Here is a 12,302-nt window from a genome sequence, read left to right as displayed (position 1 = left end):
TAAAAAGCTTTATTATTCTCTTATTCGTGAATTCAGGCTATCGCTCAGCGATGATACTGACCGCTTGCAGATGGTCGGCGTACTTTACAAACTGCTTGCGCATACCCATAACCCTTGTCCGGGCAGCATGGTTACGCATAAGGTTAAAGGTGATTTTTCCAAGTCTCAACCAGCCCTCGTCCTGAATGATACGTGGCAGATGCAATAAGTGCATGGGAACCGTATAGATTTTAACGACCTTAAAGCCTTCCTCTTTCAGCAACTGTTCCCACTCTGACACCGTCAACGGTGTCGCGTTAACTCGCATGGCTACAGCCAAGTCCTTGTAAATTTGCTTTCTGAGCGCAGGCTCAATATGGCTAGGAGCAAGGCACATCTCATGGATAGCAAACTTCCCGCCTACTTTCAAAAGCCGCCTGGCTTCCGAAATAATCTGCGCTTTCTTGGCCCTTGTGTGCATCGTCAGCATGGCTTCCCCATATACCACCGTCGCAGAGGCATCCGGCAACGGAACTTGTTCAGCATCGGCAATAATGACTTCCCGGTTTGCTCCGCTTGCATACGTTTTTACGATAGAGGCCGCCTTCTCATTCTGTTCAATCGCAATATAACGGCGGGGATTAAGCTGTAGTGTGATTTGGGCAGTTATACCCAATCCGGGGGCAAACTCAATGACCTCATCCTGCCCGGTTACGTCAAGTCCCTCTATCATCCAACGTGTCGTTTTTAACCCTCCGGGCCTAAGCACGCGCTTACCGAGACTTGCTAATACCCAGTGCCCTGGCACCTGATTGTAATCTACTGTCTGCATTGGCCATTAACACCTCTTTTTAAAATACGATAATGATATTCATTATCAATACGAGTGTAAAAAAAATAACCATTTTCTTTTTTTTATATGAGCATGTTGCTGCTATGTCTTCTTTTATATGTTCTGCGCATAGCTTTCACTTGGCGTTTGGGTCAACACTACATGCAGACTGGAATTCGTCTCTGCACCGCTACGATAGGAAAAGTGCTCATCGCCCGTAACATGAATGATATCCCCTTGGACAACTTCCGTTGCTTCGCCGTTCACAGTTACAGTACCGCTGCCTTCAAGAACAAGCAAATATACATTCGCTCCCGGGTGATTATGTGTTGGCAGCTCGGCATTAGGAGTAAAGTTGAGAATAAAAATTACATTGTCGGCTTCCTTATGCACAATTCGTTTTGTAAAGGCTGCTTCCTTATATTCCTGAAATTGAATGAGGTTTGATTTTTTCATATTGGTTCACGCTCCTGTTTGGAATTAAATTGCTTAAGATGGATTTATACCTTTATTGTATTGGATTATTTCGCTCGCCTTGTGATTGCAATCACAAAACTAAATTTAAGGAGGATTTTGCAAAAATCCAATAAGCGACTTTCAATGAACAAAATATATAGATCGAAATGGTCTAGTTCGTCTATATATTGTACTTTGGGGCGACTGGAATCGAATTTTGCAAAATCCTAAAGTCAAAAATACTTTTGAAATATTTAAAAATTTGATTTCAATCATCTTTTTCATCGACACATCCAACTAGAATCGAATTGTGTTAGACAAACAAAAACAAGCAGGAGGTTGTTCCTATGAAACCAGGATTCCAACTGGCAAAGGATATTTATTGGGTAGGAAAAATTGATAATCGTGAGGTTCCCTTTCATCGTCTTCTACTATCTAAGGGCACAACCTATAATGCATATCTATTGAAAACCGGAAAACCGACCATTGTAGATACCGTAGATATGGCGTTCGGTAGAGAATTTGCAGAGGCTGTTGCCGAATTGATCGATCCATTGGATATTCAATATATTATCGTCAATCACACGGAACCAGATCACTCGGGTGGATTGGCGGCACTCGCCTCCAAGGCAACAAACGCTACGATCGTCTGCACTGAGATTGCCGTTCCGGAAATTCAACAAATGTACAAGCTTCAGCATCGCAACTTCCTCGTCATCAAGGATGGAGATCAACTGGACATTGGAGGCAAAACGCTGCTGTTCAAAGAAACACCTTACCTGCATACGGAAGAAACCATGATTACGTACTGCATAGAAGATAAAATCTTGTTCCCTTGCGATATTTTCAGTACACACGTGGCTGTAGAGCATCTATTTGCCGACGAGGCTGGTTTTGATATCACCGAGGACTTTGTCGGATACTATCAGGCTATTATTCATCCACATCGCAGATATGTGCGCACATTAATCGAAGCTGTTGCCGATCTGGATATTGAGATGATTGCACCTTCCCACGGCTTCGCAATCCGGCATGATATTGCCAAGTTTATCGATTTGTACGCCTCTATGAGTACAGAAACCAAGGAGGATAAAAAAGTAGCGATTGTCTATGCCACCCTAAAAAATAATACTAAAAAAATGGCAAACATTCTGAAAGACTGCTTTTTAGAGAACCAAATCAAGGTGGAGCTATGGGACGTGGATAAAGCCGATGAAACGGAAATATTGAATAGTATTGCCTCAGCGGATGCTGTTTTCGTCGGTAGCTCTACCAAATATGCTGATATGACGGGCAAATTGGAAGACCTATTGCAACAAATGCAAAAGATGAATCTGGAAGGTAAGCTGGCTGCTGCTTTTGGTTCCTACGGCTGGAGCGGGGAAGCCATTGAAGTCGTACAAGATTACTTGAACGGTACCAATATGAAGGTCCAAAGTACTTCAGATGTAATCAAATCAACAGGTATGACCCATGTGGAATTCCCGGTACGTATTCGTTTCTCTCCTACAGATGTTGAAAAAGTGAAAAAAATTAAAAATGCCGCTGAATTTGTCTCAGATCTACTGCTTAGTGTTATTTAAAACACAGTAGCATATAGCGAATAGGAGAGATACTGAATGGGTAACCAACATTACGTTATTATCGGAGGCAGTGTCGCCGCCGTCAACGCAGCAAAGGCGATTAGAGATCATGATGAGCTGGCTGAAATATCTATTTATGGAGAGGAAGCATCCTTTCCGTACAACAGAGTCAAACTTTCCAAGGGACTGTTCACTGATTTGCACAGCGACAAAATCCTGATCAAAAAGGAAAAATGGTTTGCCAATCAACGAATTCATGTGTATTCCGGCATCAAGATAACCGAGATACAGCCTGAGGATCGTACTATCCAAACCATAAATGGACAAACCGTTGCTTATGACAAGCTGCTACTGTGTACAGGAGCTCACAACCGTAAGCTTGTGCTAGAGGGGGCTTCTCTAAGGAACGTTCACAATATCCGTTTTCGACAAGATGCAGATAGCCTTAAAGCGGAATTGCGACAGGGAGACCGGATATGCATCATCGGCGGCGGTATTCAAGGCGTGGAAACCGCCTGGTCCTTCCAGCAAGCAGGGTATTCTGTAATCATACTGGAAGCTTCGCATCGGCTTATGCCCCGCCAGCTAGATGAAAAAGCCTCTGCTATTTTGACCGATCGTATAACCGAACGGGGTACTCAGGTACACCTTGGGCAAGGCGTACAACGTATTAAAGGCACAGATCACGTAGAAGGTGTGGAACTACAGGACGGCTCTGTTATCCCCTGCGAGCATGTCGTGTACTCTATCGGAATTGTACCTAATACGGAGCTTGCTCGCCAAATCGACCTTGGTATTGGACAAGGCATTCTGGTGAATGCGCAGATGGAGACCAGCGCCACCAATATCTATGCAGCAGGTGATGCAGCCGAATTTCAGGGTAGAGTAGATGGGTTATGGGAAAGCGCAATGGAGCAAGGAAAAATAGCAGGCGCCAATATGGCGGGCGCATCCGTCAGCTATCAGCGTCCCCTCCCTGTAACCCTGTCGAACTGCTACGAATCCCCTCTCTTTTCCATCGGTCTAGTAGATGAACGAGTCTGCGACACCAGCCTGATTACTAAAAGTCAAGCTTCTTATACACGTATGTTCATACAAGACGGCTCTATCTGCGGCGTGATTGGCTTTGGGGATGCCCTTGCTTCACTACCATACAAAACAGCCATCATGCAGGGACTCAAACCGGATGCACCAGAGCTCACAAAAATTTTAAATGACAAGGAGAACTAGAGATGAAAAAATATGTATGTCAGCCCTGTGGATACATTTATGATCCTGCTATCGGCGACCCCGATGAAGACGTTATGCCCGGTACAGCGTTTGAGGATCTTCCAGAAGACTGGGTTTGTCCAGTCTGCGGTGAGGATCAAAGTCATTTTGCCCCAATAGATGATACAGAATAACAACCATGCACTATAACCTGTAGTTTCCGGTTTATGAATGGAGTGAATGAATGTGAATGAGATGTCCTGCCCCTGCCAGTGCGAAAAGGAGCCCTGTGCCCGCAAAGTACCTATCTTTTCCTCTTTGTCCTGCGAAGATTTGTGTAAGGTCAGCTCCATGATCCGACACCGAAAATATCAGAAGGGTGAGGCCCTAATTATCGAGGAACAAGCATCCGATACGCTGTACATTATTAAAAGCGGGCATGTCAAGCTGCTGAAGATGACGCCTCAGGGTAAGGAGCAAATCCTGCACATTCTAACAACTGGCGATTTTTTTGGCGAGTTGAACATATTTAACAGCGATGAGCTGAGTAACTTTAGTGCGTATGCCTTAAAAGATACTGATATTTGTATGCTCACCAAGGATGATATGGAGCAGTTGATCCGCAACAATCCCGATATCTCTTTGAAGCTGCTCAAAACCATTACTAAACGCTTGGCACATACCGAAAATCTGGCTCAAAGCCTAGCTACCAAAGACCCGGAAATCCGTATCGCCTATATGATTCTTGAGCTTGGACATAAATACGGCAAGCCGGATGGCTCCAATATTAAAATAAATCTCCCCCTTTCACGCGAAGAAATGGCTAATTATGTGGGTGTCACCCGCGAAACCATCAGCCGTAAATTTGGAAAATTTGAACAGCTGGGGATTATTCATAGCAAGGGTACACGAGAGATTACCATCTGCGATGTACAAAAACTGAACGAATATATGGATTGAGACATATATATACCAGGTTACTCTGGCATGAGAACAACAAAAAACCGCTTCTTTAACTTATGGATTGCAGTTGATCTATCAACCACTTCCATTTCGTTAAAAGGCGGTTTTTACCATATTTTATACTCCACTAACGATCAATTGTCGTGTTCACGCCTTGGGAAGACGCTCCCCATGCAGGCCGCGCTGAAGGAACTTCTGGCGAAACTCTGTCTGTGGAAGGAGCAGTCTCAATCGTGGTCGATTGGGAGCAATCCCACACTACTTTGACCAAATACCCAAACAACAACACATTCAACAATGATGTCACACACAAAATAATACCGTATTGATCCCGAGAATTGGAGCTATAGAAGATATCAAAGGTATTCAGGAAAATCGTAAGACTGAATCCACCTGCAAGCCATAAAAATCTGCGGTCTCGCAAATACAGATACGCCAGTACAGCTAACGCCGCCGCAGGGAACAAGTACCGTTCATGCATGCTGGAAGCGAAGGTAAATACACCTGCAATGAGTACCAGTGCAGCTGCCGCTGCAAATTGTGGTTTGCGACTGCGGATATACATCCACCACGTAAATAGAGTCACCAACACAATGCAGATCATACCCCACGTATGGTAACTTAACAGGAACAACGTTGTAGTGTCCTGCGTATAATTGCCACCAATCAGTGCAAAGAAATTATACGCGTTCACCGAAGCATACGGATACTCGCCGACCGTTCCCTTGTATAGGTCAAGTAGCCATAACGGCTCCTGCCCCCACGAAAATGGCAATATGACCAGAATGGTCGTCACAACAGCACCACCAATGGACAACAGCCAAGGCTGTATTTTACGTTGTCTCAGCAGCTCAAAAAACAGAACAGGCCCATAAATAATTCCCTGCGGCTTCATCAATACGGCTACCGTAAACAATACGGCTGACCAGCCGACTCGGTTTTCCACAAGCAGCACAATCATGCCCACAATCAGCATAGTAAAGAAAGAATCTACCTGCCCCCAGAAGGTCGAATTGATAAATACAGCTGGGTTAAACACGTAAAATATAGCTAATCCAAGGCTTATTCCATAGCCGACCCGTTTGCTTGCCAACCGGTACAGCATGTACGCTGTCACGATATCGGCTAATATATTGGGAAGCCGCAGCAGTACGGACATGTAGGGACCGAAAGCATCCGTAGAGCCGATTTGACCGATCACATATAAAATATAAATATAGAACGGAGGATAATCACTTGATCCGTTCGTGTAAAAGCCCGATAAGCTATCCGCTGCTGTCGTAGCCCAGTTCTGGAATAGCATTAAATCCATGTGACCCGAAATCCATGGGGCGATCGCCATTCTTAAAAAGAAACCCACACCCAGCACAGTCCACAGCATCAGTCCTCGATTACGTTCCCCGAGCTTCCATACACGAGCCCGAAACCGGTACGCGATAAACACGAACGCACCGAAGAACAAAGCGGCGAAAATCGCCAGCGGAGTAGCATAAGCAAATGAAGAATTCCCACTTCTTCCACCACTCATACCACCGCCAGGACCGCCCATGCCAGATCCGTTACCAGACATGCCTCCGGGGCCTCTGTGCTGACCGTCTCTGGCGGCACCACTGCTGTCCGATGCAGACGTATCCGTTCCAGCCATTGTACCTTGGTCACCCGATGTTGATGTCCCCTCAGTGGAGAAGTCGGTAGTTTGGCCTGTCGTCCCCTGGTCCTTGCTGTCAGCGCTATTCACCGAATCCAGCCCCCTCATACCTCCGCCAGGTCCGCCTCCTCCCCCAAACCCGCCGGATGGGCCCTGTCTAACAGCCGCAGACTGGGACGCGGAGCTACCTGAATAACTCCATAACGAAACGACACTAACGACAGCACACAATATGAGACTAAATAGAAGTATATATTTCAGACCGTTCGCTTTCCAAACGTTCAAATCCGATGCACCTCTCTCTGTTTCTATTTTCCCATATTGTATCTGCCTTAGCTTAGGACTTTGTGAGTTCTGGCTGAATGTTGGCTGAATACGGAATCATCACACTGAAGATTGTCGTTCCATCTCCATAATCGCCCTTTCCAGCTGAGATTGTGGATGCTTCAGCATGTTGCCGTGACCGACAGCTAATAAAGATGGATCGAAACTCGCCAGCTTTTTGGCGCTTTTCAGCGAAATTTCCTTGTTCCAGGTAGCCAGTGCCGGAAAAGGAAACAGCGGTTTAAGCCTTCCCGATACCGCTATACCTCCTCGGGTCTGAATGGCGTCGCCTGCAATTAACGCTCGGGTACGAGTATCCAAAAATGCCATCGAACCCGGCGTATGTCCTGGTGCGCTGATCGCCAACAGCGAACCTACATGATCCCCATCCTCCAGTAAAACGTCAGGCTGGGTAAGGATATGCTTCGGTACATCGCCCCGAATTAGAGTATCCGGTTCCCCTGCCTCCAACGATACATCGCCCTGTAGCAGCGGTGCGTCACGCCTTGAAATGAATACTTGCGCGTCAGGATACCTTGCCTTCAGCTTATCCAACGCACCCACATGATCCCCATGGGCATGGGTAAGTACAATTCGAATAATCGGCTGCCCGATCCGCGCCGCAGCCTGCTCTATACCACGGGTACTGTATGGCAATCCGGCATCTACTAAGGTGAGCCCCTCTTTCTCCTCCACCAAATAACAGTTCACCGGGAACAGCCGGGGCATAAACGTCAATTGATACAGATGCTGTACCTGAACAATACGCATTTCAGCTCATCTCCTTGTCTTCATCACAAACTAATCATATTAGTATTATAATTAATATAATTAGTTTTAAGCAACTGTTTTTGCTGCTATTCAGCCGGAGTTGGAGCTTGGGACTACTACGGGGACGATCACACTGAGAAAAACAGCAAAAAAGCATCCCCGGAACTCTGCCTCCGTGGATGCCTCTCAAAGCAAAAATTAGTCTTAGATACGAATCTTCCTGCACGCTCCCTTTGCCCAGTCTTGGGAATGGTGATATCGAGATGTCAGGAGATCCAGATATCATTGCAGAAACTTGGTACAACTTATACGAGAAAAAAGACAGCTTTGAAGAAACATTCCCAAAAGAAATGGATCCAACAACTTCATCCGTAATTACAGCCGGATTGCCTCAGCAATAGGCGTACTGCCAGACACCAGATTAATTGAACGATGATACGTCTGCTGTTCCTCCAGCACTGCTATGACCACTGCCGCCACATCTTCACGGGAAATGGTGTGGCTGGTGAAATCCTCACCGGTAGCAACTTTGCCGGTGCCCACATCATCCGTCAGGCCACCCGGACGAAGAATCGTGTAGTCCAGGTTGCTCGCTTCTAACAGGCGGTCAGCGTAATGCTTCGCCACATAATACGGTTTAATGGATTCGGGCCACTGCTCCCGTTTCTCCGCATGTAGGGCGCTGACCATAACGAAGCGTTGGATACCTGCTTGTTCGGCGGCTTCCATCGCCTTGACTGCTCCATCCAGGTCGATGAGCAGCGTTTTATCCGCTCCTGTTTTTCCACCGGAGCCTGCCGTGAATACGATAGCATCGCTACCTTTTATAGCTTCGGCAATTTCACCAACCGTCCCTTCGAGGTCAGCTACCACCGTTTCTGCTCCCAAACGTTCAAGCGCTTCAGCCTGATCCGAATGGCGGATCAACGCCTTTACACGATGCGATTTATTTTGCCCCAGTAGACGAACAAGATGTCTGCCTACTTTTCCATTTGCGCCAATCACCAGTACGTTCACTCATATCCCCCCTGTATTCAGAGTCTCTCATCTACATTATACAGATGTATTTTACCCTTCGGGTCTGCGACGCAATCATGTTAGCTGCATCAGGTTGAAATCAGACTTCTTTGGTCAGCTCACCATCTCGTTCTTGCTGCACACGTAGACCTGCCAAAAAGGTAGCCATCATCACCTCTATGCTCCGGTCCACCTCCACAGGCAAACCAAACCCGCCCTTTTGTTCAAGCGAGGCAAATCCATGAAGCAGGCTACGGAATCCCCTCGCTGCATGAATGCAATCTTCTTCCTTAAAGCCATAACCACTGGACAGGACGGTAATGACCAGCTCGGCCACGCGATCCGCAGCCTGCCTCATTTCGGTATCATTTCGATCAGTTGCATACTGCATCGCTTCATACAAACCGGGTCGCTCGCGAGCATACCGCATATACGCCTTCCCCATAGCGGTTAGCGCATCTGCGCCCGCTCTACCAACTGCTGCGCTCATCAAAGCTTCCTCCAACTGTTCGAGACTGTGCAATGCCAGTACTTGGCGCAGTCCGTTCAATCCGTCCACGTGGTTATACAAGGACGGAGGGCGAATGTGCAACTTTTGCGCCAGCGTGGTGAGCGTGACATCCCCCATCCCTTGTTCATTGGCAATGTCCTCGGCAGCCCGCAGAATATCTTGCAGCTTTACTCCGTTTCTAGGCGACATCATCCAGCCTCCTTTCATCGAATTTCTATGTAATTCGGTTCCTTATACATATACAGAATCGATCCAGATTCTATTTTAACTAATCCTGTTAGTTTATACAAAGAAAATGCCGTTTACCGCAGCCAACCTGCATCGAATCTTTACAGAAGAGCATAGCAGTCATTACTGATATAATAAAAAATAAGATCATAGAACGGATCTGATACCTTTCTCGATCCCCTACAAAGGAGCTAGCTATATCTATGGAACCCAAACCACTTCCAGCTATTGAATTTAACCACATCATCAAATATTTCACCGGGTCTGGACAACAACGTGCGGTTCTGAACGGGATTACCGCAAAAGTTTCCCCCGGCAAAATCACCACGTTGGTCGGTCCATCGGGGTCTGGTAAAAGCACGTTGCTTTCACTGTGTAACCTCCTAATGACACCGGATGAAGGGGAAATCCGTGTCCTCGGCAAACCTATATCGGAGTGGGAGATCCCTGAACTGAGACGGAAAGTCGCATTGGTTTTTCAGGATGCCCCCATGCTTCAGGGAACTGTCCTGTACAATCTCCAAACCGTAGAACGGCTGCACGGTACAGTTCTGGATGATCCTGCCAGCCTGTTGGAACGCGTAGGGCTCACCCGCGACCTGTTGGAACAGAAGGCGCAGGAACTGTCTGGCGGACAAAGACAACGCTTGGCCTTGGCGCGGACGCTTGCGAACCGCCCGGATATTTTACTGCTGGATGAGATTACTTCTGCACTGGACCCTGCCTCGGTCAAAGAGGTTGAGGAACTGCTGCTACAAATGAACAAAGAAGAGGGAACAACGATGATCTGGATTACGCATCATATGGAACAAGCCCGCCGGATAGGCCACGAAACATGGCTGATGATCGACGGAAGACTGATAGAACAAGCGGATACGGAAACGTTTTTTAATGCTCCGCAGCATAGTGAGACCCGCAAGTTTGTAGCAGGAGAATGGGTATGACGATTGTTGCCTTGATTCTCTCTCTCGGTTTTGTATTTATCGCCATTGTCATGTCCAAATCCTTCAAACTCGGTCTGGACCGAGACATGATCATCGCCACGATCAGAGCGTCCGTTCAACTGCTGGCGATTGGATATGTATTGCATTTGATTTTTGGGATGCAAAGCTACGGATTTATCGTATTATTCATTCTGCTCATGATTACCGTAGCCTCACAAAATGTTGCGCGCAAAGGACGATTTATCCCCGGTCTCATGTGGAAGTCATTCCTGACTTTGCTGTGTGTGGAAATCGTTACACAGACATTCCTCATTGGCCTGCATATTATTCCGGCGACAGCCCGATATATGATTCCGATTAGCGGTATGATCATTGGCAGCTCCATGATTTTGTCCAGTCTGCTGGTATCCCGGCTCAAGTCGGAAGTCCTGCTGCGCAAGCCTGAAATCATGCTCATTCTGGCACTAGGCGGCACGCCTAGACAAGCCATCTTCCCTATACTCAAGGATTGCATACGTTCCAGTATGATTCCAACCATTGAGGGGCAGAAAACGCTGGGGCTTGTCCAGCTTCCCGGCATGATGACCGGACAAATCATCGCAGGTGCCAATCCGATTGCCGCTGTGCGTTTGCAATTGCTCATCGTATTTACCACCATGACCTCTGCTATTTTGACCAGCGTGCTGCTCAGCCTGTTCATTTATCCGGCATTATTTAACCGCCAGCAACAACTGCACACCGAAGCATGGGAACACTAATCAGGTGAATATCCCCAGTTATCTGCTATTTGGAAAAATAAAAGGGACATGTTTAATTCCTGACACAAAGGTTAATAGATACACGTACCCGCTTTACTAAAATTCGATGAGGAGTGATTGAACATGGCTAACAACAACCAAAATGGCAAAATGAGTCGCGAAGAAGCAGGACGTCTAGGTGGAGAAGCTACTGCTAAAAATCACGACAAAGAATTTTACCAAGAGATTGGCGAAAAAGGTGGCGAGGCCACTTCCAAAAATCATGGCAAGGACTTCTACCAGGAAATTGGTGAAAAAGGCGGCGAAGCCACTTCCAAAAACCATGACAAGGAATTCTATCAGGAAATCGGACGCAAGGGCGGCGAAGCCCGTGGCAATTCAGACCAAAGTGATAGCGACGGGAAAATGAGTAGGGAAGAAGCAGGCCGCAAAGGCGGCGAGGCTCGCGCACGCCAACGTAAAAATAATTGACAATAAAGCTATGCCGTCGGTGCAATCCTATGAAGAGGCACAGACTGCGTATAAACAGAAAGTAAGTTGACGTTTATGTTATAAAAGCCTATCTGCCGGAAGAATGGCAGATAGGCTTTTTGTGTAAAAGTTACTTTCAACATCGGATCATACACCTTACAATATACATAAACAGGATAAATAACCAATCATACATATTTTATTACAAATGAAAGAATGGATTATGGGAGGTTGGTGCGAATGTTGATTACAAAAAATAAAACGGCTGCAACTATTTTAAAAATTATATTTTTTTCACTAATTTTCAGCTGGATTTATTATTATTCAGGTCATCACTCGACAGAAATCGCTAAGCTAGTTAAAACTACAGATGATTACTTGGTCATACAGAGAGATACTTTTAACGGAGGTGGATATAAAGAATTATATATTTCCTCAAAGTCCGCGATCCCTCCTCTGGTTATAGGCAAACAATATTATTTCGTGTCTGATCAAAGGTACTTTCAACACCCATATATCCGCTATGTAGAGGAGTAAAGCAGAACAAGAGAAAAAAACACATGCAACTCAAGTCAAATATTCCTGCATTCCGGCTGTTAAGATGGAGT

At 46.3% G+C, this 12,302-nt stretch carries 14 protein-coding genes; 8 read left to right on the top strand and 6 right to left on the bottom strand.

Features of this window, described 5'->3' with window-relative positions:
* Positions 1-37 precede the first annotated feature (37 nt).
* Together ACEN8J_RS23580 and ACEN8J_RS23575 are read right to left on the bottom strand one after the other, a co-directional pair.
* Entirely contained in the window at positions 38-811 is a 774-nt protein-coding gene (locus tag ACEN8J_RS23580) for a class I SAM-dependent methyltransferase (RefSeq protein WP_029518715.1), read from the bottom strand.
* Between the two features lie 114 nt (positions 812-925).
* Positions 926-1,267, bottom strand: coding sequence for a cupin domain-containing protein (locus ACEN8J_RS23575; RefSeq protein ID WP_495594034.1), 342 nt, complete (start codon positions 1,265-1,267; stop codon positions 926-928).
* 347 nt (positions 1,268-1,614) lie between these two features.
* On the opposite strand from ACEN8J_RS23575, the gene ACEN8J_RS23570 reads away from it, so the two are divergent.
* From ACEN8J_RS23570 to ACEN8J_RS23555, 4 genes are all read left to right on the top strand, one after another.
* Positions 1,615-2,850, top strand: a complete 1,236-nt coding sequence (locus ACEN8J_RS23570; protein WP_039271834.1) for an FprA family A-type flavoprotein — start codon at positions 1,615-1,617, stop codon at positions 2,848-2,850.
* 36 nt (positions 2,851-2,886) lie between these two features.
* Entirely contained in the window at positions 2,887-4,080 is a 1,194-nt protein-coding gene (locus tag ACEN8J_RS23565; RefSeq protein ID WP_069012220.1) for an NAD(P)/FAD-dependent oxidoreductase, read from the top strand.
* A 2-nt stretch (positions 4,081-4,082) separates the two neighbouring features.
* Positions 4,083-4,253, top strand: a complete 171-nt coding sequence (rd, locus tag ACEN8J_RS23560; RefSeq protein ID WP_007432984.1) for a rubredoxin — start codon at positions 4,083-4,085, stop codon at positions 4,251-4,253.
* 61 nt (positions 4,254-4,314) lie between these two features.
* Complete coding sequence (locus ACEN8J_RS23555; protein WP_029518719.1) at positions 4,315-5,019, top strand: Crp/Fnr family transcriptional regulator; 705 nt, start codon at positions 4,315-4,317, stop codon at positions 5,017-5,019.
* A gap of 130 nt (positions 5,020-5,149) precedes the next feature.
* Here the strand turns inward: ACEN8J_RS23555 and ACEN8J_RS23550 are convergent, their stop codons facing one another.
* The 4 genes from ACEN8J_RS23550 to ACEN8J_RS23535 all read right to left on the bottom strand — a co-directional run bounded on the left by ACEN8J_RS23550 (position 5,150) and on the right by ACEN8J_RS23535 (position 9,482).
* Positions 5,150-6,955: a glycosyltransferase 87 family protein gene (locus ACEN8J_RS23550; RefSeq protein WP_495594032.1), complete on the bottom strand. Its 1,806-nt coding sequence runs from the start codon at positions 6,953-6,955 to the stop codon at positions 5,150-5,152.
* A gap of 99 nt (positions 6,956-7,054) precedes the next feature.
* Entirely contained in the window at positions 7,055-7,765 is a 711-nt protein-coding gene (locus ACEN8J_RS23545; protein ID WP_165145770.1) for an MBL fold metallo-hydrolase, read from the bottom strand.
* Positions 7,766-8,140: 375 nt separating this feature from the next.
* A complete protein-coding gene (locus ACEN8J_RS23540; RefSeq protein WP_165145767.1) occupies positions 8,141-8,782 on the bottom strand; it encodes an SDR family oxidoreductase in 642 nt (213 codons plus the stop codon).
* 100 nt (positions 8,783-8,882) lie between these two features.
* Positions 8,883-9,482, bottom strand: a complete 600-nt coding sequence (locus ACEN8J_RS23535) for a TetR/AcrR family transcriptional regulator (protein WP_165145764.1) — start codon at positions 9,480-9,482, stop codon at positions 8,883-8,885.
* 242 nt (positions 9,483-9,724) lie between these two features.
* Here ACEN8J_RS23535 and ACEN8J_RS23530 point away from each other — a divergent pair, with 242 nt between their 5' ends.
* The 4 genes from ACEN8J_RS23530 (at position 9,725) to ACEN8J_RS23515 (ending at position 12,231) form a co-directional block, all read left to right on the top strand.
* The gene (locus ACEN8J_RS23530) at positions 9,725-10,465 is read left to right on the top strand and encodes an ABC transporter ATP-binding protein (protein ID WP_165145761.1); all 741 of its coding nucleotides are present in this window, start codon (positions 9,725-9,727) and stop codon (positions 10,463-10,465) included.
* The gene (locus ACEN8J_RS23525) at positions 10,462-11,223 is read left to right on the top strand and encodes an ABC transporter permease (protein WP_165145758.1); all 762 of its coding nucleotides are present in this window, start codon (positions 10,462-10,464) and stop codon (positions 11,221-11,223) included. The genes ACEN8J_RS23530 and ACEN8J_RS23525 overlap by 4 nt, the downstream gene beginning before the upstream one ends.
* 123 nt (positions 11,224-11,346) lie before the next feature.
* A complete protein-coding gene (locus ACEN8J_RS23520; protein ID WP_029518726.1) occupies positions 11,347-11,694 on the top strand; it encodes a KGG domain-containing protein in 348 nt (115 codons plus the stop codon).
* Between the two features lie 240 nt (positions 11,695-11,934).
* Entirely contained in the window at positions 11,935-12,231 is a 297-nt protein-coding gene (locus tag ACEN8J_RS23515) for a hypothetical protein (protein WP_029518727.1), read from the top strand.
* Positions 12,232-12,302: the final 71 nt, after the last annotated feature.

It is taken from the genome of Paenibacillus sp. Paensp38, assembly GCF_059491915.1.
Note: the sequence above shows the minus strand (reverse complement) of the source record. Positions and strands in the feature narration are given on the sequence as shown.